Source organism: Bifidobacterium colobi (genome assembly GCF_018555455.1).
Lineage (GTDB): Bacteria > Actinomycetota > Actinomycetes > Actinomycetales > Bifidobacteriaceae > Bifidobacterium > Bifidobacterium colobi.
This window is the reverse complement of record NZ_JAFEJU010000006.1, coordinates 46,503-72,249: the sequence shown is the minus strand read 5'-3', so window position 1 is coordinate 72,249 and position 25,747 is coordinate 46,503. Positions and strand designations below refer to the sequence as shown.

The 25,747-nt window shown below is 58.9% G+C and carries 17 protein-coding genes and 1 tRNA gene; 5 read left to right on the top strand and 13 right to left on the bottom strand.

What is annotated here, in order from left to right; all coding sequences use genetic code 11:
- Positions 1-76: 76 nt before the first annotated feature.
- The 5 genes from JS530_RS08825 to serS all read right to left on the bottom strand — a co-directional run bounded on the left by JS530_RS08825 (position 77) and on the right by serS (position 5,460).
- A complete protein-coding gene (locus JS530_RS08825; RefSeq protein ID WP_214376798.1) occupies positions 77-1,036 on the bottom strand; it encodes a carbohydrate ABC transporter permease in 960 nt (319 codons plus the stop codon).
- Positions 1,033-2,004: a carbohydrate ABC transporter permease gene (locus JS530_RS08820; protein WP_214376797.1), complete on the bottom strand. Its 972-nt coding sequence runs from the start codon at positions 2,002-2,004 to the stop codon at positions 1,033-1,035. Before JS530_RS08820 ends, JS530_RS08825 begins: the two co-directional genes overlap by 4 nt.
- A 219-nt stretch (positions 2,005-2,223) precedes the next feature.
- Entirely contained in the window at positions 2,224-3,534 is a 1,311-nt protein-coding gene (locus JS530_RS08815) for an ABC transporter substrate-binding protein (protein WP_214376796.1), read from the bottom strand.
- Positions 3,535-3,881: 347 nt separating this feature from the next.
- Positions 3,882-3,966, bottom strand: a tRNA-Ser gene (locus tag JS530_RS08810).
- 207 nt (positions 3,967-4,173) lie between these two features.
- Positions 4,174-5,460 carry a serine--tRNA ligase gene (gene serS, locus JS530_RS08805; protein ID WP_214376795.1) on the bottom strand — a complete coding sequence of 429 codons (1,287 nt, stop codon included), beginning with the start codon at positions 5,458-5,460 and terminating at the stop codon, positions 4,174-4,176.
- Positions 5,461-5,594: 134 nt separating this feature from the next.
- On the opposite strand from serS, the gene JS530_RS08800 reads away from it, so the two are divergent.
- A complete protein-coding gene (locus JS530_RS08800) occupies positions 5,595-6,773 on the top strand; it encodes a diacylglycerol/lipid kinase family protein (protein WP_214376794.1) in 1,179 nt (392 codons plus the stop codon).
- A gap of 33 nt (positions 6,774-6,806) precedes the next feature.
- On the opposite strand, the gene JS530_RS08795 is transcribed toward JS530_RS08800, so the two are convergent.
- Together JS530_RS08795 and JS530_RS08790 are read right to left on the bottom strand one after the other, a co-directional pair.
- Positions 6,807-7,649, bottom strand: coding sequence for a PRD domain-containing protein (locus tag JS530_RS08795; RefSeq protein WP_214376793.1), 843 nt, complete (start codon positions 7,647-7,649; stop codon positions 6,807-6,809).
- A 56-nt stretch (positions 7,650-7,705) separates the two neighbouring features.
- Entirely contained in the window at positions 7,706-9,715 is a 2,010-nt protein-coding gene (locus tag JS530_RS08790) for a glucose PTS transporter subunit IIA (protein ID WP_240541171.1), read from the bottom strand.
- 458 nt (positions 9,716-10,173) lie between these two features.
- Here JS530_RS08790 and JS530_RS08785 point away from each other — a divergent pair, with 458 nt between their 5' ends.
- Both JS530_RS08785 and pgm read left to right on the top strand, forming a co-directional pair.
- Positions 10,174-11,679 carry a sugar porter family MFS transporter gene (locus tag JS530_RS08785; RefSeq protein WP_214376791.1) on the top strand — a complete coding sequence of 502 codons (1,506 nt, stop codon included), beginning with the start codon at positions 10,174-10,176 and terminating at the stop codon, positions 11,677-11,679.
- 240 nt (positions 11,680-11,919) lie between these two features.
- Entirely contained in the window at positions 11,920-13,596 is a 1,677-nt protein-coding gene (gene pgm, locus JS530_RS08780) for a phosphoglucomutase (alpha-D-glucose-1,6-bisphosphate-dependent) (protein WP_214376790.1), read from the top strand.
- 141 nt (positions 13,597-13,737) lie between these two features.
- Here the strand turns inward: pgm and JS530_RS08775 are convergent, their stop codons facing one another.
- The 6 genes from JS530_RS08775 to JS530_RS08750 form a co-directional block, all read right to left on the bottom strand.
- Positions 13,738-16,062, bottom strand: a complete 2,325-nt coding sequence (locus JS530_RS08775) for an HtaA domain-containing protein (protein ID WP_214376789.1) — start codon at positions 16,060-16,062, stop codon at positions 13,738-13,740.
- Positions 16,059-17,432 (bottom strand): hypothetical protein, encoded by a 1,374-nt coding sequence (locus JS530_RS08770; RefSeq protein WP_214376788.1) that lies wholly within the window; start codon positions 17,430-17,432, stop codon positions 16,059-16,061. The genes JS530_RS08775 and JS530_RS08770 overlap by 4 nt, the downstream gene beginning before the upstream one ends.
- Positions 17,429-18,337, bottom strand: a complete 909-nt coding sequence (locus JS530_RS08765; RefSeq protein WP_214376787.1) for a heme ABC transporter ATP-binding protein — start codon at positions 18,335-18,337, stop codon at positions 17,429-17,431. Before JS530_RS08765 ends, JS530_RS08770 begins: the two co-directional genes overlap by 4 nt.
- The gene (locus JS530_RS08760) at positions 18,334-19,542 is read right to left on the bottom strand and encodes a FecCD family ABC transporter permease (protein WP_214376786.1); all 1,209 of its coding nucleotides are present in this window, start codon (positions 19,540-19,542) and stop codon (positions 18,334-18,336) included. The genes JS530_RS08765 and JS530_RS08760 overlap by 4 nt, the downstream gene beginning before the upstream one ends.
- Positions 19,539-20,777 (bottom strand): heme/hemin ABC transporter substrate-binding protein, encoded by a 1,239-nt coding sequence (locus tag JS530_RS08755; RefSeq protein WP_214376785.1) that lies wholly within the window; start codon positions 20,775-20,777, stop codon positions 19,539-19,541. Before JS530_RS08755 ends, JS530_RS08760 begins: the two co-directional genes overlap by 4 nt.
- A gap of 139 nt (positions 20,778-20,916) precedes the next feature.
- Positions 20,917-23,451: a fibronectin type III domain-containing protein gene (locus tag JS530_RS08750; RefSeq protein WP_214376784.1), complete on the bottom strand. Its 2,535-nt coding sequence runs from the start codon at positions 23,449-23,451 to the stop codon at positions 20,917-20,919.
- Positions 23,452-23,829: 378 nt separating this feature from the next.
- On the opposite strand from JS530_RS08750, the gene JS530_RS08745 reads away from it, so the two are divergent.
- Together JS530_RS08745 and rpiA are read left to right on the top strand one after the other, a co-directional pair.
- Positions 23,830-24,792 carry a ribonuclease H family protein gene (locus JS530_RS08745; RefSeq protein ID WP_240541169.1) on the top strand — a complete coding sequence of 321 codons (963 nt, stop codon included), beginning with the start codon at positions 23,830-23,832 and terminating at the stop codon, positions 24,790-24,792.
- A gap of 189 nt (positions 24,793-24,981) precedes the next feature.
- A complete protein-coding gene (gene rpiA, locus JS530_RS08740; RefSeq protein ID WP_214376783.1) occupies positions 24,982-25,680 on the top strand; it encodes a ribose-5-phosphate isomerase RpiA in 699 nt (232 codons plus the stop codon).
- Positions 25,681-25,747 lie beyond the last annotated feature (67 nt).

Sequence of the window (25,747 nt, the reverse complement as noted above, 5' to 3'; positions counted from 1 at the left end):
AAACCGACCTTCGCTCGGCTACCGCCTCGCTCAGGCTGACGCTACAGACAGCCCACCGGGCTGTCTGCTTAACGCGTCAGCCCTTGACCGCACCTGCGGCTAGGCCGGCCTGCCAGTAGCGCTGAAGACCGAGGAAGAGCACGATTACCGGCAGTACACCGAGCAGAGCACCCATCATCAGAGCGCCACGATCGGTGAACGTTGCCAAGGAGACCATGCCGTACAGACCCAAGGTCACCGGCTTTAAGGTGTCAGAGGAGACCATCATCAACGGCAGCAGGAAGTTGTTCCACGTGGCCACGAACAGGAAGAGGAAGATCGTAACCATAGCCGGAGCCAGAATCCTCAGCACAATGGTGAAGAAGATTCGTGCTTCGCTGGCGCCATCAATGCGGGCCGCTTCGAGCAGTTCGTTCGGCACCGAAGTCTGCGCATACACACGGCCGAGGAAGAAGCCGAACGGCGAAACGCAGCACGGGATGATGATGGAGAGCATCGTATTGGTCAGGTGCATGGCGTGGAAGATGGAGTACTGCGGAATGGTCAGCAGTGCGGCCGGCATCAGCATGCAGCCCATAATCACACCAATGGCAATGTTCTTGCCGCGGAAGTTGAACTTCGCGGTGGCGTAGCCTGCCATCACAGCCACGAGCGTACCGACCAGAGCTGAAACACCCGAGTAGATCAGGGAGTTCAGCACCCAGCGCCAGAACTGGCCACGGGTCCAGCCAATCAGCGTGCCATAGTTCTTCGCAATGGCGGCGGGCAGATCAGTGAGGCTGACTGCAAACCATAGACCATTGCTGCCGGTCATCTGGCTCGGCGTCTTGGTCGAGGCGATGATGGCCCAGTAAATCGGGAACAGGAAGTAGATCAGCGCGAAGATCAGCACAACGATGGTGATGGTCTTGACCAGCGCGGAAGGCTGCATGGAACGAGGCAGGTCGTTGGCATGCTTATCGCGGATCTTATCGGCCTTCTTGCGTGCGCGTGCGGCCTCGCGGGATTCCTTATCGAGAGCTTCTGCAGTGCTCATTCTGCGTTCACCTTCCTTTCAACGAGCGTGTAGACCACGGCGAGTACGCCTGCGATCAATGCCATCACAATGGCCACAGCGGATGCAGGCCCATCACCACCTGGGGTCAGGGTGCCTTGCGAAGTGTTGAGGGCCATCATCATCGGCGTGTACGACTTGGAAATGCTTGGATCGGAAATCGACATCACCTGAGGCTCGTTGAACAGCTGAATCGTACCCACGATGGACAGCAGCATGGCGAGCAAGGCGGCGGCACGCACGTTCGGCAGCTTGATCTTCATGGCAATCTGGAAGCCGTTGGCGCCATCGATGCGGGCGGCTTCATACAGATCATGCGGAATGGCCTGCAGTGCAGCAAGGAAGATCAGCATGTTGTAGCCGGTGAAGGTCCAGGTGGTGATGTTGGCCATGGAGCCGAGCACCACATTGTCGGCGAAGAAGTCAACCTTGATACCAAGTGCGGCAAGTCCCTTGACAATCGGGGAGATCTGGCCGTTGTAGAGGTACACCCAGATGATGGATGCCACCACGCCCGGAATAGCGTACGGCAGGAAGTAGCTGAGGCGGAATGCGGTGATGTGCTTGACGATGTAGGAGTCAATGAGCATGGCCAGTGCCAGTGCGGCGATGATCATGACCGGCACCTGCACCAGGGTGTAGAGCACCACCCTGCCGACGCCCGCCCAGAATGCGCCGGAGGTAATCACATATTGGAAGTTCTGGAAGCCGACGAACTTATTGACCAGTTCGCCGCCGCCGTATGCGCCACCACCTGTGGTGACCTGACGGAAGAAGCTGGAATAAATTGCCCAGACGATAGGCAGAATGAAGACCAAGGCAAAGAGAATGCCAAACGGTGCCATGAAGGCCCAGCCGGTACGGTTTTCGCGCTTGACAGCGTCAGAAGCCTTCGGCTTGGCGGCACGCTTGGCGCCCCCCGTCTTCGCCGTTTGTGTTGTTGCAGTCATAGGGAAACCTGTCTTTCAAAAGAACAGTGGGAATAGCAGAAAGAGCGACTATAAGAAACGCGCGACTACCCAACTCGATGAAGTCAATGGAATTCAGCGATAACGAGTCGGGCTGTGCATAAAGAGCAGTGCATAAAGAAAGGCCGGAGTGTTGAGCTCCGGCCTTTCGATGTGTGCTTGAGGGATGTTACCGGCTGGAAGGAACCCGAGCCGTTAACGTCACTCGGAAACCGACAGGCCGAGGTTCTTCAGCGTGTCCACAGACGTGGTCTGTGCGTCGGAGAAGATGTCCGCAACCTTGCCGGAGCCATCGGTGGCCTTGGCGGCGGTTTCGTTCATCTTGGCGGCGACTGCGGAGAAGCCAGGCATGTAGGTGAAGTCACCCATGTTGTTGTTAGCGGTCTTGAATTCCTTCATGATGTCCTGACCACCGAAGAAGGTGGACCACTCGGAAGGAGTCTCAGCATCTTCAGTGGTAGCAGCCGGCACGAGGCCCTGGGAAACGAGATCCGGAACCTGGGTGTTGAACCAATCCAGGAACTCCATGGCTTCCTTCGGGTGCTTGGAGTTCTTCAGCACGGCCACAGCGGAACCACCGTCAGGGCCGGTCTTGCCACCGTTGCCGAACCAATCGCCCAGCTGAGCGACCTGCCACTCACCGGAGCCAGTGCCACCGGAGGAGGTCATGAACAGCGGAGCTTCCCAAGCGGCGGCCACGGTACCGATCAGCGAACCATCCTTGATGGAAGCGTCGAAGGACGGATCCCAACGCGGGTTGGTGGTTGCTGCCTTGGCATCGAGCAGCTGCTGGTAGAAGTCAGCGGTTGCCTTGGATCCGTCAGTCTCGGTGTTGACAACCCAAGAGCTGCCCTTCACCTTGTACCAGCCACCGGAAGCGCCAGCCAGACCGGAGATCATGTTGCCGGCCTCATCAGGCTGGTAGGACATGATGTACTTGCCAGCAGCGGCGGCCTTCTTAGCGGCTTCGATGAATTCGCTCTGAGTCTTCGGAACCTCAGTGATGCCAAGCTTCTCGAACTCAGCCTTGTTGTAGAAGTAGACCAGCGGGCCGGTGTCCTGCGGCAGGCCGTAAGCCTTGCCGTCCACCTGCACCAGGCTGTACGGGCCGGATGCGAAGTGGTCCTTGTACTGCTCGGCGTACTGGGTCACGTCCTGAAGCAGACCCTTGGTGAAGACCTCAGGCAGCTCAGCGTAACCAACCTGAGCCAAATCCGGAGCTTCGCCGGACTTGACATCGGTCTCCAGCTTCTTGATCATTTCGGAAGCCTTGCCATCGAACTTGGTGGCCTTGACCTGAATGTCCGGGTGCTCCTTGTTCCACTTGGCAACGATGTCGTTGACCAGAGTCATGCCCTCGGAATCCGGAAGACGGTGCATGTAGGTGATGGTGACCTTGCCGCCATCGCTGCTATCCGTGTTGGCAGTGTCGCTGCCGCAGCCGGCAAGACCCATGCCCATGGCGGCTACCGCAGCCAGTGCGGCTACCAGACGCTTATTATGCGATACCATATCTCTACTCCTTCGTTATATGGCCTCATCACTTCTCTGTGACGAACAATAGCCAATCTATGCCCTTTTAAGGAAATTGTCAACTTTGCTAACAATTTCAGCGCGCCACCCTTGGAAACGTTGCATTTCCTTGGATTGTCGCGCATAAGTTCCGTTAACTATAGCGACAATTCCAGCATTATTGACTTTTGTACGCTCGGTTTTGTGACCGGTTACATATTATCACACAACACCACGCCTGCAACATCGGCATGTATCCAACATATGAAGAAATTGTGAAGAGAGTGGCGGCATCAGTAACTACCGCAAACGAAAAAGGCTTCGACATTATGTCGAAGCCTTGAAAGCGGACAGAGCGAGATTCGAACTCGCGGAGGCTTGCACCTCAACGGTTTTCAAGACCGTCTCTTTAGACCGCTCAGACATCTGTCCTTGTGTGCGTTCCAGCGTATCCGCTTAAGCGCACGATGTTTAATTATACATACGGTAGGGAGAAGCCACCGACGCCGTTGCACCATATCCGTTGCGGCTTCGCCGGCTTCTCTTCCTCCGGCTCTTCGAGCCGCCTCTCTCGTCAGAGGGAGGCAATAGGCGATAGCGTCGCGCGCGTCGCAAGAGGCAACGGCAGACCTGATGAAATCAGGCCTCCCACTTCGTGGGTTCGATGACTTCCTTGCCACCCATGTACGGACGCATGGCCTTCGGAATCTCGATGGAACCGTCCTTCTGCTGGTGGTTCTCGAGAATGGCGACCAGCCAACGGGTGGTGGCCAGCGTGCCGTTCAGCGTGGAGACCGGGCGGGTGTTGCCGTCTTCCATACGCTCACGAATGTTCAGACGACGAGCCTGGTATTCGGTGCAGTTGGAGGTGGAGGTCAGCTCGCGGTAACGGCCCTGGGTCGGCACCCAAGCCTCGCAGTCGAACTTACGGGCGGCGGAAGAGCCGAGATCGCCGGCAGCGGTATCGATGATGCGATACGGCACCTCGACCTTGGCGAGCATCTCCTGCTCCATGGCCAGCAGGTGCTCATGCTCCTTGTAGGAGTCCTCCTGCTTGGCGTAGACGAACATCTCCACCTTGTCGAACTGGTGGACGCGGATGATGCCGGAAGTATCCTTACCTGCGGCACCGGCCTCACGACGGTAGCAGGAGCTCCAGCCGCAGTAACGCAGCGGGCCGTCGCCGAGGTCGAGAATCTCGTTCTCGTGCATGCCGGCCAGAGCCACTTCGGAGGTACCGACCAGGTACTGGTCATCGGGCTCGCGCAGACGGTAGATCTCGTCAGCGTGGGAGTTCAGGAAGCCGGTGCCGCGCATGACCTCAGGACGCACCAGAGTCGGGGTGATGGCCAACACGAATCCGTGCTCCTCGGCCTGATCCACAGCCATGGTCAGCATGGCGATCTGCATACGGGCCACAGCACCGCGCAGGAAGTAGAAGCGGGAGCCGCCAACCTTCACGCCACGGCGCATATCGATGCCGGCTACCTCGGTGCCGAGGGTCAGATGATCCTTCGGTTCGAAGCCTTCAGCGGCGAAGTCACGAATCTGGCCAACCTTCTTGACCACCACGTAATCATCCTCGCCACCTTCAGGAGCTTCCGGCTCCACGATGTTGGAGAGCTTCCACATGGCGGTGGTGTATTCCTCGGCTGCGGAATCGGCCTTGGACTTGTACTCGGCGACCTTCTGTGAGAGTTCCTTGGTTTCAGCGATCAGCTTGGCCTTTTCGTCGGCCGGAGCGGCGGCAACCTTCTTGCCGATTTCCTTCTGCTGGGCACGGGCCTCTTCGAAGGCCTTCAGTGCTTCACGACGTGCGGTATCGGAGGAGAGCACTTCGTCGACGAGTTCCACGGACTCGCCGCGCTTACGCTGGGATTCCTTGACGATATCAGTGTGTTCACGGATGAATTGAATATCAAGCATGCGCCTAACACTACCGCCGTAAGCCGACACGTGGCAGACCATCTGCCGCATTAATCTCACCAACCGTGCAGGAAATGTTCACGAACGGCGTGGCACTAGTCGAAGCGGCCCATCTGCCACTACAAATAGGAATCATGCCTCAGTCCACGTTCACAGTGCTTATTGTTATCGCCGCAGTGCTCCTGCTCGCCGGATTCATTACAGCCATCGCGCTGTCCGTGCGCGCCGAGCGACGCCGCAGGCTCGCTGAAACACTGGAGAAGCGTAGGGATGATGAGGTGCAGTATGCCTTTGTTATCAATCCTTCGAAGCCGCAGGCAGCCACTCAGCGCCTGCATATTCAGGAGTTCTGCCGCGCCAAAGGTCTGAATCGCATTCGGTTCTACGATACTCAGCTTGATAAGGATGGTCGCGCCTGCGCATTGGAGGCGCTCGAGGATGGTGCCGATGTGGTCATCGCCGTCGGCGGCGACGGCACGGTGCGCACGGTGGCGAGCGCGGTGTCCGGCACCGGCCATGCGCTGGGCATCATTCCTATCGGCACCGGCAACCTGTTCGCCCGCAATATGGGCATTCCCGTGGACGATATCGATGCCGCGCTAACCGTAGCCACCTCCCACGGCTCTCGTTTGGTGGACATGGGTCGTCTCCGTCTGCTCGACCATCCTGAAGACGATCACGGCCACGCGTTCCTCATCATCGCCGGCATTGGTTTCGATGCCGCCATGATCGATGACACCGACCCGGCATTGAAGGCCAACATCAGCTGGCTTGCTTACTTCGTGGGCGGCATCAAGAACCTGTTCGCGCCGAAGTTCCGCGGCAACCTCACCATCACCAGCGCCGATGGTTCCACCCATTCCATCAAAAACCTTGATTTTCGTACGATTATGGCCGGCAACTGCGGCCAGATCCCAGTGTTTTCACTGATGCCCGCCGCCTCGTACGACGACGGCATCCTTGATTTCGAAATCATCGACACCACCGGCGGCATTCTGGGCTGGGCGAACCTGTTCGGCGATGTGGTGCACCAGACCATCACCGGCAAGCCTGAACAGAACCCACTGTCCACGAATTCCACCGTGGAACAGGTGCAAGGCATCACCGCGGAAATCACGCTTGAGAAGCCGGCTAAGGCGCAGGTGGATGGCGATATGTTGCCGGAAACCAAGCACATCCGTTTCTCTGTGGACCAGCGCGCCTTGATTGTGCGCGTTCCGGATACATCCACGTTGAAGACCGCTCAGGTTGCCGCGGCGAACGCCACATCCGATTTCGCGGAGACAACGAGCATTCTGGAGCCGATCAAATAGGGTCGCCCTCCCTCATGGGACACACAAGCAGGACTACCGCCGAGCATCAGCGGTGACTCGCGCCACATGCATGGCCAGGTAAGCCACTTCATCTTCGCTTACGTCCGCGTCCAATCGCAATTCCAGTAGTCGGCCGATGGTCGATGCGCAGCGCAGTGCTTCGGGATAGGCATCGCGAATCGCATTGATAATCGGCGCCGGCTCGTCGGCAAGCTGCTTGTTCTGATGGATGCGAATGAACAGGTACCGCAAATGGGTGATGAATCGGCCTACATTCACCGATTCGCGGTCGAGCTTCAACCCGTACGCATGCTCGATGATATCGAGCATCTGCTGAATCACACCGGTCATCGTGTATGTATAGGTCAAATCTCCCGTGGCGAAGCCGGCGTTCACCAGATGCATGGCGAGCGAAGTCTCCTCACCGGCTGGTAATGGCTGACTAAGCCTGCCATTGATGGCCTTGAGCAACACGCACCCCTGCTCATATTCCTTGGGATACAGGTTGCTGATTTCACCGACCAGCGGATATTCGACGGCAATGCCGCGCTGCTGCCGCGCAATGGCACCGGCGATATGGTCGGCGAGCGCCATCACCAGCGTGGTGCTGCCAAGCTCACGTTCCCCCAAACCGCTGTCCTTCATGGCATCCACCACAATGCGAATAATCTCCGGGTCGATATCCGACAGCATCTGCGCCAGATGATCGGGGTCTCGCCCGTCCGCAGGCACGAAGGTGCGCACGATCTTCGATGCGTCAACCGACTGCCCGGGTTTGGCTTGGAATCCAAGACCACGGCCGGTGAGAATTACTTCGCCTCCATTGCCGTCTTTGGCAAGCACGACGTTGTTGTTGAATACTCTCAGTATTTCCATCACGCACCTCCCCTCGTTGGTTGCTGTTGCCGATGATGCGATTGCTGCACTATTTGCTAACGCTCTACATCGATAATAGGTTCACCAGCTGTCACCACGCGCGGTTTGCCCTGCTGCCCGCCACTATCGCGGCTATCCGTATGGTGATTGTCCATCGGCGCAAGCAATGGCACCACCGCAGTCATCGCCATCGTATTGACCACGGTCACCACCACAACAGGATTATGACCGGCACGAGTTATCGCCGCAAAGTCCACGCTCAGCAGCATATCGCCGGCAGCAACGCGGTCTCCTTTGGCGACCTGCACAGTGAATCCCTCACCGTTCATATCTACGGTATCCAATCCGATGTGCACCAGTACTTCAACGCCATCATCGGTTTTGATGCCGAACGCGTGGCCGGTTTTGGCCACGGTTTTGATGATGCCGCCCACCGGCGCATGCACCGCTGCAATGCCGGCCGAATCATGAGGCTTAATGCCAACGCCCTCGCCCAGCGCCTTGGATGCGAATACCGGGTCGCCAATCGATTCCAGACCAACTACCGTGCCAGCGATGGGCGCGAAAACGGCGTTGGCGGATTCGGTATGCCAACGCCGTTGAGCGGCATCGGCAGCACCATCAACAGCAGCGATTCCGATAGAAGACGCCCCGGCTGTCGGCTGCGCTGAGGCAGCAGTCTCGCCTGCCTTGCGTGGCGTGCGATAGTCGAACAATATCGTCAGCATCATCGCCATGATGAACGCGATGGCAATGGACAGCGCATACACCCACACGCGATCGAACACCGGAATAGTCAACAGCGACGAGAACGCAAATGCCGTAGTCGTAACACCATGAACCACTTGCCCAGACGGAAGCACCGACGGAAACAGCCAGCTCAGCACCGCGCTGGATAATCCTCCGGCCGCACACCCGGCGAGCAGCCAACGGTAGGTGCGGCGATGCTGCACATGGATGCCGTACAGGCTGAGTTCGGAAACCCCGCCGAGCAATCCGGCCAGCAATGCGCTCAGCGACGTCTGGCGCATGGCAGTGTCTTTCTCGCGGATGGCGAGTACCAATACACCTGCCGTAACACCGAAGCAGGCGAAATTCCACACGCCCATCGGCCCTTGCACAAAGTCATAACCCAACGTCTGAATGTTCATCAGCATCAGCGCATTCAGCGGCCAATGCAAGCCAAGTGGCACCAGGAACGGGTAGAGCATGGGAATCAGCAGCGCAAACAGGAAGGGCACGTGCGCGTTCATCCAAGCGGTGCCAGAGCCCAGTTCATCACCAAGCCATACGCCCAAAGGTCCGATGAACAGTACGGAAAGCATGTAGGTAATCACGAGCGAGCAGAATGGCACGAACACCAATTGCACGCTGTCGGCAATCACACGCTTCAACCCGTGGTAGACCACAGCGAGCAGCGCGACCATCAGCAATGGCACGAACACATTGCCGCTGTAATCATTGATGGGAATGGCGATGCCAAACACGCTGATGTCACCACGGAGTCCGGCGATCTGCGGCGCCATCAACGCGGACATGATTGCGCCGCCGAGCCACGGATCCACATTGAGTTTTCGCGCGGCGTTGGTGGCGATCATGATGGGCAGCATCACGAACATGACTTCCCAGATGGCCCTCAATGCCCGCCAACCGTCCGCGGTGTTGCCGTCCGGGGTCAAGCCGAGCGCCACGGCCGCATTGGCGAGCGCGATAATCATCGAAGCGCCCAACAGTACGCCAAGTAGCGGGCGGAAAGCATCGGAGACGTAATCAAGCACTGCGCTGGCCCACGCGCGCGGCGTGCGCGGCAATACCGGCACTGCTGGTGCAACCGATTTCATAGCACTCATCATGTGTTCGTACACCGAGGCAACCGCACCGCCGATAATGATCTGACAGCGTCCGCCCGCGCGCGGGAATGCTCCCAAAACCCCAGGAATGGCTTCGATCTGAGACAGGTTCGCCTTGCTCTCGTCTGCGAGCGTGACATGCAGTCGGGTGGCGCAGTGGGTCAGCTCGCGAATATTTGCCGGCCCGCCGAGGGCTTCGAGAATCGCCTTGGCCATTGTTGCCGATGCAGCCACCGTTCGCTCCCTTCGCCGATACCCTGCGTTTCCGTTATTGTCTCGCATGGAGTCGAGCTTTGTCCATCCGCCCAGCCTGTTCGCTCTGGACGGACTTCGTCATTCGCGAACCAGCGCGCACGCCTCGGCTGTGCGCCGAAGACCGCAAACGATTGCAGAAATTCGCTTGTCATCGGAGTGTCGCGCATGGAAACGTCGTATTCTGTTCTTCACACGTTGCGTAGCAGGGTTGTTACTTGGAAACGAGGCAAGACCTGGAGCGATGTGGAATTTGCATATCCAACTACGGCATTTGTTGCTGCTTATTGTTTTGGATGCGCATGTTCCACGTTGTTCCAGGTCTTTTTTTGTTTTCGGTGGCACAACGAGGTACTGCCTGCACGCAGCACATGGGGCGCGACGAACGCACTCCGTCAACGGCGATGAAAGGAACGACAGCAATGACGACGGCAAACACCACAGCCGCATCAACGAACGTGGCATCCGAGGCCACCGAGGCGCTCGAAAACAGCGCCAACGCAATGGCGAACATTGCAACCAGCACCATCGAAACCATCGAAGCGGCGGAATCTCGCGGATTCTCCTCCCGATTCCCGCTCAACAGCTCATTCATCTTCACGTTCGGCGCTCTCGGCGGCATGTTGTTCGGCTTCGACACCGGCATTATCTCCGGCGCTTCCCCGCTGATTGAATCCGACTTCGGCCTGAGCGTCTCCCAGACCGGCTTCATCACCTCCTCGGTGCTCATCGGCTCCTGCGCCGGCGCACTGTCCATCGGCGCCCTGTCCGACAAGTTCGGCCGCAAGAAGCTGCTCATCGTCTCCGCCATCCTGTTCCTCATCGGCTCCGGCATGTGCGCCACCGCCACCGGCTTCCTGATGATGGTCGCCGCCCGCATCATCCTGGGCCTCGCCGTGGGTGCCGCATCCGCCCTCACCCCGGCCTATCTGGCCGAGCTCGCGCCGAAGGAGCGCCGCGGCTCGCTCTCCACACTGTTCCAGCTCATGATCACGTTCGGCATCCTGCTGGCCTACGCCTCCAACCTCGGCTTCCTTGGCCACAATCTGCTCGGCGCGCGCGATTGGCGTTGGATGCTCGGCTCCGCATTGGTGCCGGCCGCACTGCTGCTGATCGGCGGCATCATGCTGCCGGAATCCCCGCGCTACTTGGTGAACAAGGGTGACGAGCGCAACGCCTTCAAGGTGCTGACGCTGATTCGCAAGGATGTCGACCAGGCTCAGGTGCAGCTGGAACTCGACGAGATCAAGGCTGTTGCCGCTCAGGACACCAAGGGTGGCGTGCGCGAACTGTTCCGCATCGCCCGTCCGGCACTCGTCGCCGCCATCGGCATCATGCTCTTCCAGCAGCTCGTGGGCATCAACTCGGTGATCTACTTCCTGCCGCAGGTGTTCATCAAGGGCTTCGGCTTCCCTGAGGCGGATGCCATCTGGGTGTCCGTGGGCATCGGCGTGGTGAACTTCGTCTCCACCATCGTGGCCACGATGATCATGGACAAGTTCCCGCGCAAGGGCATGCTGATCTTCGGCTCCATTGTGATGACCGTCTCCCTCGCCATTCTCGCCGTGATGAACTTCGTGGGTGACGTTGCCGTGCTCGCCGTGCCGACCATGATTCTCATCGCCTTCTACATCCTCGGTTTCGCGGTTTCCTGGGGTCCGATCGCCTGGGTGCTCATCGGCGAGATCTTCCCGCTGTCCGTGCGCGGCATCGGCTCATCCTTCGGCTCCGCCGCCAACTGGCTGGGCAACTTCATCGTCTCCCAGTTCTTCCTCGTGCTGCTGGATGCGTTCGGCAACAACGTGGGTGGCCCGTTCGCCATCTTCGGCGTGTTCGCCGCACTCTCCATCCCGTTCGTGCTGCGTTTCGTGCCTGAAACCAAGGGCAAGTCGCTGGAGGAGATCGAGCAGGAGATTTCCCGCCACTGATTCGCTTAAGCTAACCGCTCAACCTGTTTTCCTCGCCTGATGGCCGGTATCGCTTCTGGATATTCCGGGATGCGATACCGGCCATTGTGTGAGTTGTGCCGGTTTTGCCATTTTTTCCAGCGGCCCCGAGCATCTTTATCAGCGTGTCGCCGCCTCATTGTTTTGCCATTCGCACAAAAGTTGACAACTCTTAACATTGCTGCGTCCAAAACGTTGAAATCCGTGGCACAATAGGGAAGCATGGTAGCAAAAAATGCGGGCTTACCCGCCACCCCAGCAGATCTGATCAACGTCGATGAGGTCATCGGCAAGTACTATGACCTCGTCCCCGATCCGTCCGTTCCCGAGCAGCGTGTCATCTTCGGCACCTCCGGCCACCGCGGATCGTCCCTGAAGACCTCGTTCAACGAGGCTCACATCATCGCCATTTCCCAGGCCATCGCCGAATACCGTAAGCAGGCTGGCGTCACCGGCCCGCTGTACCTCGGCTCCGACACCCACGCGCTCTCCGGTCCGGCCAAGAAGACCGCCATCGAAGTGCTCGTGGCCAACGGCGTGCACGTGCGCATCGACTCCCGCGATGACTTCGTGCCCACCCCTGTGGTCTCCCAGGCCATCCTGACCCACAACCGTGCGGCTGACGGCACCCAGCGTTTCGAAGGCGAAGGCCTTGCCGACGGCATCGTCGTCACCCCGTCCCACAACCCGCCGACCGATGGTGGCTTCAAGTACGACCCCGTCACCGGCGGCCCGGCTCCGGCCGAGACCACCAACGCCATCGCTGCTCGTGCCAACGAGCTGCTCGGCGACTACAAGAACATCAAGCGTGTGCCGTACGAGGAGGCCATCAAGTCCGAGTACGTCGAGGGCTTCGACTTCCGCGAGCACTACGTTGATGATCTGAAGAACGTCATCGACTTCGATGTGATTCGTTCCTCCGGCGTGCGTCTCGGCATCGACCCGCTCGGCGGCGCTTCCGTGAACTACTGGCCGCTCATCAACGAGAAGTACGGCCTGAACATCGGCGTGGTGCGTCCTGAGGTCGATCCGACCTGGCGCTTCATGACCATCGATCACGACGGCAAGATTCGTATGGATCCGTCGTCCCCGTACGCCATGAAGGGCTTGGTCGACGAGCTCAACGCCGGCGCATGGGACAAGTACGATCTGGTCGGCGGCACCGATCCGGATGCCGATCGTCACGGTATCGTCTGCCCGAACTGGGGCGTCATGAACCCGAACCACTACATCGCCGTGGTTGTGGAATACCTGTTCGGCGGCAACCGTCCGGATTGGCCGGCTGGCGCAGGCATCGGCAAGACGCTGGTCTCCTCCTCCCTGATCGACCGTGTGGCCGCTTCCATCAACGCCAAGCTGGTTGAGGTTCCGGTCGGCTTCAAGTGGTTCGTCGAGCCGCTGTTCACCGGCGAGGTCGCTTTCGGCGGCGAGGAAAGCTCCGGTATGAGCTTCCTGCGCCGTGACGGTCGTGTGTGGACCACCGATAAGGATGGTCTGATCCCCGACCTGCTGGCCGCCGAGATCACCGCCAAGACCGGCAAGAACCCGGCTGAACTGCACAAGGATCAGGTGGCTCGCTTCGGTGAATCCTGGTACAAGCGCGTCGACACCCCGACCACCCTTGAGCAGAAGCAAAAGTTCGCCAAGCTCACCGGTGACGATGTGACCGCCACCCAGCTCGCCGGCGAAGACATCACCGCCAAGCTCACCGAGGCTCCGGGCAACCACGCCAAGATCGGCGGCCTGAAGGTCACCACCAAGGACAACTGGTTCGCGGCCCGTCCTTCCGGCACCGAGAACATCTACAAGGTGTACGCCGAGTCCTTCGAGAGCCCTGAAGCGCTCGACAAGGTGCTTGACGAAGCCAAGCTCGTGGTCGACAAGGCACTGAGCGAGTGACACTGCTGCGCACTCTACTGTGAGTAGGGTGCGCAACCATTGATTCCATACCACGAGGAACCGCCATCCGAGTCATTCGGGTGGCGGTTCCTTGCTATTGGCGAGCATCTCCTCGCACCATTACCAACCGACTACAGTCCGCTACAGTCCAAGTCGCTTATCGAGCTCCACTGCAGCATCCAAACCAAGCTTGCGCCGCAGTATCCAGCCAATGCCGAGCGGCAGCGCGCTAGCCGCAGCCACACTGCCCGAACCAAGCGCGATAGTCGCGGCATTGTCGGCAATCATCATCGATGAGTCCCCTGCATCATCAGCAGACAATACCGTTGACTGATCCGCAGTAGTACCGTTATCAGCCGCATTGGCAGACTGTTGCGTGGAACCTGACTGTTTGGTACTGCCGGTACCGTTTTTCGTGGTACTGCCGTTCGATTTCACGCCGCCGGCAGCCGTGGCCGCAGCCGGACTACCCGCACCGGCGGATACCTGATACGAGGAGTCATACTGCACACTCAACGGCAGTGTGGGTTTGGCGAAGTCACGCGAACTATTCGAGGTATACCAGTACGCGGACTGCCCGGTTTCCATCTGGAAATTCACAAATGACTGCGGGAAAGCACCCCAGTAGGAGGCATTGGCACTGTCTTTGCTGGCTTGGGAACCATGATCGCCGCTGGCGTTCACCGCAACGCCGAGATAGTCGGGCGTCGCCGTGAAGCCGTGATCGGCGAGCGCCTGCTTGACATCCACTGCGTTCCCACCACTGAAATCAGCCACATGAATCTCACGCGGAGTGAGCGTCACCCACTTGCTGGAATCCTCCATCGAGGCACCGTAACCGGAAGCCGTGGCAGTGAGACTGCCATTGCCGTTGGAGTCCAAGGTCAGCGTTGGATTGGTCAGCGACCAGTAGGTCATACCACCGTAGAACACCACGCTCCATGAGCCTTTCCAGCTGATGGTGGTGCTGCCATCGGCCTTGACCGTGCCGGTGCCATTGCTGACGACCACCTGTGATTCGGTGTTGATGGATCGCCCGTCGGCGCGCTTGGCCATGGTGACTGTGCTGCCGTCTCGGGTAAGGCATTTCGATTCCCAGGAAGCAGTCACCCACTGGCCATTCGAATCCGGCTTTTGAATGCTGACATTGCCGTCGGTTGCTTTGTACAGGCTGGCATCCCAGACTTTGGAGGCTCCGGTGTTCGCTGCAACGCCGGCGGCAAGGAAGTTACAGCCGCCATAGAACGCCGCGGAATTGGTTTCGTCGTTGATGCCCCAGCGCAAGGTCACGCCGGAGAGCGTGGTATCGCCGGTTTCCGGCTTGTTGCCGCCGTTGTTATCACCGTTGTTGTCCCCAGACCCGTTGTTGTCGGATCCGCCATTGTTTCCATTGTCGCCGTTGTTTCCATTGTCTCCGGAACCGTTGTCCCCGCCATTGGAGCCGCCACCGGATCCGTTATTGCCTCCAGTATCAGGCATGACCGGGGTTTTGCCTCCCCAAGCAATAGCGATCGGAGAGGCAGGCTTACGCGGTTGGATGGTGTTCTTGCCACCCGACGAGGTCCACCAGTATGAGGTTTGCCCGGTCAGTGAGGCATACTGCAACCAGGATTCGGGGAACGCGCCCCACCATGCGGCATTGGCATCGGTTTGTTCGGCCTGGTCATTGCGGCCGGAAACACCTTCCGGCACCGCGACACCCAGATAGTCCGGCGTTACGGTAATGCCTTCGGCGGTCACATCGACATCGGCACGCTCAAAGTCCGCAAGATGAATCGTCTGGGTGTCCAATTTCACCCATTTCGTGGGGTCATCCATATCCGCGCCATAGCCTGAAGCCGTGGCGGTCATGCTTCCTTTACCGTCGTTGATATCGAGCACGGGATCGGTGAGCGACCAGTAGGTCATGCCACCGTAATAGACGATGGTGAAACTGCCCTGCCATGCAAGGTGCGCCGTATCCGTGGATGCGTTCACTGTACCGGTACCGCCGCTGATTCGTACGATATTGCCGGAATATGTCGGCTGTTCGGCAGGTGCGCCTTGCGCAGGGTTGGAAGCAGTGAACGTAAGTCCCGCTGTTTTGCCACTGATATTGGAACCGTATTGGTTTGTGCATTTGGTGGACCAATCCGGTGCTGTATAACTGCCGTCAGCCGCGGGCTTCAATATCGACACATTGCCGTCGGAAGTACGGTATAGCCCTTTGTTTTCCTGCCAGATGCCGGCTTCACCGTTGTCTCCGGCCACGCCTGCGGAAAGGAAGTTACAGCCGCCGAAATATGCGCCGCCGCCGGATTCGTTGTTCACGCCCCAATCAAAGACAGCATCATTGACGCTCAGCGTTGCGCTTGCATCACCATCTTGCGCGAATGCCGGCACAATCAGCGCCAATGATCCGGAGCAGACCGCCACGGCCGAGCTTACGGCACATATGGTTTTCATTATGGTGCGTGCGATGCTCATACGTTGCCGCCTTCCTGCGCTCCCTGATGATTGGTGAAGAATCCTCGAATATCAGCACGAGACTGGGACTCGGCTGCATTCGATTGTGCGAACGGATCATGGATCGCAGGCAGGGCCATGGTCTGTGCCGCATCCACTCCCCCGGTTGCCAATGCCGCGTTTGATACGGCGTTGGTAGCAGTATCGGCAGCAGTATTGCCGGTGACGGGAGCGTTCGGCATGGAATCGGTCTGCGGTACTGCTGATGCTGCGCGCGCCGGCACTTCATCCGGCAGCACGATACCTTGGATGCGATCGGCTTTCGCCTGTGCTTTGGCCAGCTGCTGGTACTGTTTCCGCTGACGTTTGATGGATTTCATCTGTTCGCGTATGCGCACATCTTCGGCTTTGCGTTCTCGCCGTGCGATTTCCTTGTCCATTGCTGCGGGCGAGACGCCGAGCAGCAATGATTTGACGGCAAGGTATCCGCCGACTCCGGCAGCCAGCACGATGATGGCGATGCCCAGGATGATGATTGCAGCCACGATAAGCCATCCGGCGATACCGAGCGTAGGCATAACCGTCATAGTCGTTCCTTCCTCAGCGGTTCCGGCAGTGCCGCCGTTTCCAGTGACTGCACTGGCGTTATTGGACTTCTTGGCCTGTGCTGCAGTCGTGTTCGCATTGGTTCCATCATTGTTGTGCGTGGCGGAATCACCACTGTCGCTGGATTGTTCCTGTGCGCTGCCAAACGTCAACGGCGTGAAGGTTTCATTGTTCGCATTGACCACACCGTGTGCGCCGATGGTGATAATGCCGCACTGCGTGGTGGTGCAGTCCACATCGGCGGGATTGCCGGCACGATCATAACTGGTGAATTTGGCACCCGGCACGGTGATTTTGGCATGCCATGTGCCATCTGAGGCAATGGTTCCGCCGTTGGCCGCGCTCTCAGTGGAGCTTCCGGGGAATGCCACGAATACGTCATAACCAGTTGGATTATTCTCGTTATCCGGCACATAGCGGTAGTTTTCGCCGGTAATGCCGCCTTGCGACGGGCGCCATGCGCCACCATTAGGATCGCTTACCCAACCGAAGAGCACGTAGATGCCGCCGAAACCGCCTTGCACCGACTGGAATCCACTACCACTCAAATCCACGGTGGTTTCACCGTCCGGATTCAAGGTGCCGCCTTCCACATTGGTGGTCACCGTGGCACCGGCGGCGTGAGCGGACGGGAGGGGAATGGTCGTCAGGCCCGCCATCGCACACGTTACGGCGAAGGCAATGGCCAGCATCATCTGGACGGTACGCCGCACAACACCATGACCTGCACGATGGGCGGCATGACGACCGGATTCATGGCTGCGCGCGCTGAACATCGTAATCATGACTCATACTCCTGTGTAGACATATGGGCAGCATCGTGGGACGCACGCTTACCGTAGATATGCCGCTCAATCACCGGCCGCTGGGGCACAATCACCAATCCCCCGTCCGCACGAGGCAACACTTCAATCGGGCATTGGTACACATCAGACAATCGTTGCGCAGTGAATACGTCCTCCGGTGTGCCCACAGCACGCACTTCACCGCCATCCAACAGCACTACGCGATCGGACCATGCGGCAGCCGCATCCAACGCATGCACAATCACCACCACAGCGCAACCGGCCTCGGCATAATCACGCCCCAGGCGCATCAGCATCTCCTGATGCTTGATATCCATGGCCGCGGTCGGCTCGTCCAGCAGGAGGATTGGCGTTGCCTGAGCCAACACGCGTGAGAAAGCGGCGCGCCCGCGTTCACCGCCAGACAACGACGTATAGACGCGGTCTTGCAACGGCGTGACTTCGGTCATGGCCATTGCGGATTCCACGATCATGCCATCATCGAGTTCCTCGGGCGTGCCTTCCCACGGCGAGCGCCCCATGGCAACGATTTCCTTCACGGTAAAGGGGAAGGTCACGTCCACGTTCTGCATCAGCACAGCGCGGCGCATCGCCAGTTCCGTGGCATCCCATGCGGCGATAGGTTCACCGAACACGCTGATTCGCCCGCTGGAAATCGGCAGATCACCGGTGATGGCGTTCAGCATGGTGGACTTGCCGGCACCATTCGGGCCGGCGACGGAGAGCAATTCGCCCGCTCGAATATCCAAATTCACATCGTGCAAAATATGACGGTCTTCGATATCGACACTGACATGCTCCAGTTCGAGCACCACATCACCTACCTGTGGCGGCTGCGGTGCTCGGTGAATCTGCTGCCAAGGCATGGTGATGGCGATGCTCATGCCCAACCTCCAGACTTAGAACGGCTGCGGCGAAGCAGCCAGAAGAAGAACGGTCCGCCGACCAGGGAAGTCAGCATGCCGATAGGCAGATCGGCAAATTGAATGGTGGTTCGCGCGGCAAAGTCGGCGATGGTAAGCAACAATGCGCCTCCCAGTGCGGAAGCCGGCAACAGCGAACGATGGCCGGGACCAATAATCATGCGCAGCAGATGCGGCACCACCAAGCCGACGAATGCGATGATGCCGGAAAATGCCACTGCTGAAGACACCAGCAACGCCACAATCAGCATCGATACGAAACGCAGCCGTTCCACATTCACACCGAGGTGTCGCGCGGGCTTTTCTCCCAGCGATAGCAGATCCAGTTGGTGAGCCGTAAACTGCACTGCGATCACACCGATAACGCACATGGGGGCCACCAAAGCCACTTGCTGCCATCGCGATCCGTTGAACGAACCCATCTGCCAGAACACAATCTGATCGCGAGCGGATGTGGGAGCCGCAAAGGTGAAGAACGAGATCAGGGCACCGGCAATGGCGTTCACCGCCACACCGGTTAGAATCAATGTCACGACTTCGGTGCGTCCGTTGCGCCGAGCCAGCACGTACACGGCCAACGTGGTGAACAGGCCGCAGCAGAAGGCAAGCAACGGCGTGGTGAACGCACCGAGGAAATTCCACCCCATAAGAATCGAGCAGCTCGCACCGACCGCCGCTCCGGAAGAGACGCCCACCGTACCCGGTTCAGCCAAAGGATTGCCGAAAACACCCTGCATCACGGCACCTGCCACACCCAGCGAAGCACCAACCACCATAGCCATCACAATGCGCGGGAAACGCACATTCCATAACGCCTCATTGCCGAATGCCCGTTGCGGCCCTTCCAGCCAATGAATACCAACCTTGTTCAGCACCGACCCGACCACTTGATCGAATGGGATGATGAGCTGGCCGAGCGAGGCGGAGACCAATGTCATGACCACCAGACCTACTATCAGCACGGTAATGGTCAATGCGGTTTTGCCCATATGCTGCCGGCCGGCCAATCCAAGATCGGCGGCGTTCTCGCTGATTCTGGCGGCACGCTCGCGCTCCGCCTGCTCGTTGCGATTGCGGCTTGGGGAAAGTACAGGATCATTCCCCGCAATGTCACGCACCGCAGCGGGTACCGTATATGCTTGGGTTCGCCTATGCATTGCGCTCATTGGTTACTCTCCTGCTGCATTTCATCAAGACGTTTCTGAATCACTTCCGGTTTCTTGCTGGGCTGATATGCCTGATCCGGGGCATATACCGCGGTAGCGAGCGCGGCGAGCACCTGTGCGGTTTGCGGACCGAAACTCATGATCTCGTAATCGCTCATATCCACCACGCGTCGATGCTGACCGGCCGGCGTCTCCTTGATGCCAGGCATGTCCAGCATGCCGTCGAGCCCTCCAGCCGATTGAATGCCCAAGGTCATGGCAAGAATCACATCCGGCTTGGCTTTGATCAGCGCCTCGGAATTCGTGGGAGCCATGCCTTGGAAGCCGACTTCCTTGGCCACATCGTTTGCGCCAATCGATTGAATCAACGAATCAGCGCCAGAGCCTTCACCGAACCAGTAGTAGATGGACTTGCCGCGCACATAGAGGAATACGATGCGCGGTTTGCGTTTGGTATCAGCCGGTGCCATGGTGCGTTGAATCGTCTGGATGGTCTGACTGATTTCGCTGTTGGTTCGTTTGACCAATTGCTTGCCCAGTTCGCTGACGCCAAGCGCATCGGCCACAGCCTGAATCTGCGAGCCGACTCCAGCAACACCTTTATCGGAAGCCAATGGCACGAACACCACCGGTATGCCTGATTGTCTGATTTGCAGCTGCGCATCATAGGGGCCGATGCTGGTGTCGGTGATGATCACAGTCGGCTCCAACGCCAGAATGGCTTCCGCATTCAGGTCCATGCCGTTCACCGTCACCTTGGGCAGTTTGTCCATTCCCGAGGAACCGGTTGCGGTATCTCGGCCAACAAGATTGCAGCCAAAACCAAGTGCGTAGACGGCTGCGGCAAGGCCGCCGTTCTGGTTCAACGCCAAAATACGACTGGTATCGGTGACGGTTTGCTCGGGCCCATCCGCGCTTTTCACGGTCACCGGCAACTGCTGTTCCTCGAACGGTACATTGCTGATGGGAATAATCTGGTCGGATCTGGTATAGGCGGTGGTCGGGCCTTCAATGGTGCGCGGATCGCGCAACTGTGTCTGAGTGACGTTCGGCAGCTGCGGCGGATTCGGCTCGGTGGACGCATCCGGCACCGTGCATGATTCGAGGCTGGCCTCGGAAATGGTGCCGATGTTGGCGCATCCAGTGAGCATGGTCAGGCATAGGACCACGATGAACGCCGCAAGCGTGGTGGCTTTGCCGCGGCGGGAATCGGCAATCATATGTCCGCGATGCATGGGGATGCCTTTCATGATGGGGCGGTGTTGCCGCCTTGCCGAGTGCGGCAGGGCGACAACACCGTTGGATTACTGACTCTTCAGTAGTGCGCAGTAGTGCTCAATAGTGCGATGTGGAGCGCGGTGGCAGCTCCGCAACCTATGCGCGGCGGCGCAGGATGGTGACCACGCCGGCTGCGATGGCGAACAGTACGGAGACGGCCGCCAGGCCGGCCACTGCGACACCAGTGTTGCTCAGCTTGCCGTTGGTGTCGGTGTTACCGTCACCAGACTGGTTGGCATTGCTGTTGTTCTGGTTGTTGCCAGAGTTCTGGTTGTTGCCAGAGTTCTGGTTGTTGTTGGAATCAGGCGTGGTAGTGCCCTGGCCGCCACCATTGTTGTTCGTGTTGCCATCGGTGGATGGTGCGAGCGGAGCCACGGCATTGTTGAGATCGCTGGCTGTAGCAGTGCTGGAACCCTGTGCATTCAACGCCACCACTGCTGCGGTGTACTTGACCGCCGGGTCAAGGTCGGTGAACAGCGCCTGCAGCTTGTCGGCATCCACGGTCTGCTTCAGCGATGCAGCCTTAGCCTTGGTTTGTTCGGCGGTAAGCGTCACCGTGTAGCCGGTGATGGCGGAACCACCGTTGTCGTCCGGCTGCTCCCAGCTCACCAACAGTTCCTTGGCACCGGCAGTCTTAATCTGAACGTTCTTGACTGCTCCAGGAGCGGTTGCCGGCGTCGGGGTCACGGCATCGGAAGCCTCGGAAGCGGCGGAAGTGCCGGCTTTGTTCGAGGCAGTGACGGTCGCCGTGTAGGCAACGCCCTTGGCGGTAAGACCAGTGAACGTGACCGTAGTCTGACCGGCGGCAACATCCTGGGTCTTGACTTCGCCGTTACCATTCACCGGGCTCAACGTCACCGTGTACCCGGTGACGGCGGAGCCACCATCGTTGGCGGGAGCCGCCCAGTCGACCTGCACCGAGCCTGCTGCCGGCACGGATGCGGTCGGCTTGGCCGGAGCTTCAGGAGCCTGAGGCTGCGCCTTGAAGGTGACTGCCGTAGCGGTGTCGAGACGACGATCGGTCAGAGAGAGCTGATGTGCGGCCATCGTACCGATGACGTAGTTCTTGGTTCGATCGAACGTACCTGCCGGAACGGTAACGGTGGTGGTGAATTCACCATTCGCGATGCTGGCTGGCTTGACCCAAGCAGAGGTAACGAACTGGTCGCGATCGCCGGTCGGAGTCTGACCCTTGTTCCACTTGGCGGCGTCAGCAACCACCACATAGGCGCCCATGCTGGCTGCACCACCGGTGAAACCGGTGCCCTTGACGGTGAACGTGGTGTCGGCGTCCGGATCGACTTCGGCGGTAGGCGTCACCGTTACGGACAAATCAGCAGACGGATTGGCATTCGGGGTCACGGCGTCGGATGCGGCAGAAGGAGCTGACTCGCCCTGGGCGTTCTTGGCGGTAACGGTTGCCGTGTAGGAGATGCCTTGTGCGGTGAGCTTGTCAAAGGTCACGGAAGTGGTGTTGGCATCCACATCCTTGGTGACTTGCTCGCCGGCGGATGGAATCAGAGTCACGGTGTATCCGGTGATGGCGGAATTGCCGTCGTTCGCGGGCGCATTCCAATCAACCTTGACCGAAGAGGTGGAGGCTGCGGTTGCTGTCGGCTTGGACGGAGCGTCCGGCACGGTTGCAGGAGCTTCAGCTGTGTAGGTGATGGTAATCGGCGAGGCCGGCTTACGAATCTGAATCGACTTCGCAGTGCCTGCGGAAGTCCACCAGTAGGAGGTCTGTCCGGTCAGCATCGAGAACTTCAGCCAGGAAGCAGGGAAGGAACCCCACCATGCGGCATTGGCATCGGTTTTCTCAGCCTGATCGTTGCGACCGGCCACATCTTCGGGAACTTCCACGCCGAGGAAGTCCGGGGTCACGGTGATGCCCTTGTCGGTCACATCCACCTTGGTGTTCTTGAGATCGGCGATGTGAATCTCCTGCGGATCCAGCTTGAGCCACTTGGATGCATCATCCATGTCGGCACCATAGCCGGAAGCGGTGGCGGTAATCACACCCTGGCCGTTCTTGACATCCAGCACCGGATCGGTGATGGACCAGTAGGTCATACCACCGTAATAGACGATGGTGAAGGATCCCTTCCATTCGATGTGAGCGGAGTCGGTATCCGGGTTGACGGTACCGGTGCCGTTGGAGATGCGCACCACGTTGCCTGAGTAGGTCGGCTGCTCTTCGGGCGTGCCTGCCGCGGCATTCGTGGGCTTGAATGTCATGCCAGCGGTTTTGCCGTTGATGCTGGTGCCGTACTGGTTGGTGCACTTGGTCTTCCATGTTGGTTCGGCAAGTGTGCCATCAGCAGTGGGCTTCAACACTTCCACATTGCCGGACTTGGTGCTGTAGAACGTGTTGTCGTTCGGCCAGATGCCGGCCGCGCCATTGTCGCCGGCCTCGCCTGCGGATAGGAAGTTGCAGCCGCCAAAGTAGGCGCCGCCGCCGGTTTCATCGTTCACGCCCCACTGGAATGTGACGTTGCTGGCGTTGAGATCACCGGCTTCGGCGGCCGATGCTGTGGGTGCCACTACACCAGCGCCGAGCATCGCCACGGACACTGCTGCAGCAGCGATTGCCGCAGCGGAGCGACCGGAGCGTGTTGTTACCTTCGAGAACATGTGATTCCTTTCATTCTCGTCTTCTCGGTATTTGAGCATTAACGTTCCACGCACTGTTCACCCCGAATTCCCTATGAGTAGCTGACGGGTGACATCCGCAGAATCCAATCGCAATATATTGGGGATTTTTTTGGAAAAAAAGACTTGTTTTTCGAGGTACTTGTTTCGTATTCGTGCGCGCGCGATGGCAGGTTTTGCGCACAAAGTCAATACCTGTGATATACATCACAGTTTCTGTTGCGAAGTGCTAAGTATCCGCGCATAGCTCGCGTGGCGAACGATGATATGAAGCCTTGCGTTACAGTGAACAACATGACTGACACAAACACGATTGTGGTATCTACAGACGGCTCGGCACTGGGCAATCCCAATGGCCCAATGGGCTGGGCGTGGGCCGACCACGCGAAGAACGCCGGCGGCACGCCTGGACATGAGCATGATGAGCACGGCTACGATGCCGGCGGCGCCACGAACGGCACCAACCAGATCGGCGAGCTGTGCGCGGTGCTTGAAGCACTACGCGCGCATCCTGGCTCGGAGCCGTTGCTCATCGAATCCGATTCGCAATACGCAATCAACTGCTCAACCACGTGGGTGAAGGGTTGGAAACGCAACGGTTGGAAGAACTCACAGAAGAAGCCGGTCAAGAATGTGGAGCTGATCAAGGCGATTGACGCTGAGATTTCCAAGCGGCCCGGTCCGGTGAACTTCAAATGGGTCAAGGGGCACGCCGGTAATGCCGGTAATGAGCTTGTGGATGAGCTCGCGCGCACGTATGCCGGCGATTGCCGCTCCGGTGCGCGTGATGGCTACCTGCCGATTGAAGGTTGGCAATCATTGTTGCACTCCGAATATGCGCATGGCACCGACGTGCCGCCGGATGTGCAGTTGGTGCTGGAAGGCAAGGCCGATGCCGCCGAACTGCGCAAGCCTGCGCCGAGCGCAGCCGGTTCCTCAGCAGCACAATCCAAACCATCGCTCGCTGATATGCTGGCCGAGCCTGAGGGAGTACCTGATTTTGACTTCGGCAGCGATGATAGTACTGCGGAAGACAGCGCACAGTCGAAATCAAACGAACCTACAGCAGTCACCGCAGCAACCGAATCAGCACAGTCGACTGAGCAGGTCGCAACAACGAATATCAGTGCAAGTCCCGCCTCAGCTCAGGGCACACCAAGCGGCCTGACCGTTTCCGGCACTCTGGTCTTCTCCCCTGCACCGAAAACCAGCCCGTATTTCAATGGTCAGCCGATGCCGATCTCCGGCACCATTGCGATTGAGGGGTATGTGGACGGTGACGGAAATCTCGTCATCACCAATGCGCCGTTCTACCGTAAATAAGCTGGCCTACCGCCCATGTTCTTCCGCGTGTCATGGCTGTGCGATGAATATCACATCACACAGCCGCACGCATATGCATAGGAAACGGACACGAGGGCACAAATTCGCTCACCCGCGTTAGGATAAGAGGGAAGGCTTTACACCGTTAACACATACGGTTGAACCCAAGGAAAACAAAGGAGAACACCCATGGATAAGGCTCAGCAGGACGCGCTGAAGAAGGCCGCCGGCATCGAAGCCGCCAAGCTCATTCAGGATGGCATGATCGCCGGTCTCGGCACCGGCTCCACCGTGAAGTTCCTGGTGGATGAGCTAGGCCGCCGTCACCAGGAGGAAGGTCTGGAGTTCACCGGCGTAACCACCTCTCGCCGCACCCAGGCTCAGGCTGAAAGCTACGGCATCAAGATCGTGGACATTGACGATGTGGATCACATCGACATCACCATCGATGGTGCCGACGAAGTGGACAAGAACTTCAACGGCATCAAGGGCGGCGGCGCTGCCCTGCTGTGGGAGAAGATCGTGGCCACCAACTCCAACCAGATCGTCTGGATCGTGGATGAGTCCAAGGTTGTGGACACCATCGGCAAGTTCCCGCTGCCGGTTGAGGTGATTCCGTTCGGCGCAGGCCACGTAATCAAGAAGTTCGAAGCCAAGGGTTACAAGCCGGTGCTGCGTCTCGACGCCGACGGCAAGGAAGTGCGCACCGACGAGAACAACTTCGTGGTCGACCTGCACCTGGAGCGCATCGACCACCCGCAGGAGCTGGCTGAGGATCTCATCACCACCGTCGGCGTGGTGGAGCATGGCCTGTTCCTCAACATGGTGGACAAGGTCATCGTCGGCGATCCGAATGGTCCGCGCGTGCTGACCAACTCCAACAAGTGAGCCACTGCGGGCGCGATGCCCGCTGATAGCTGACGTTACGTCAAGAGCCGCATCTGCACACCGCAGG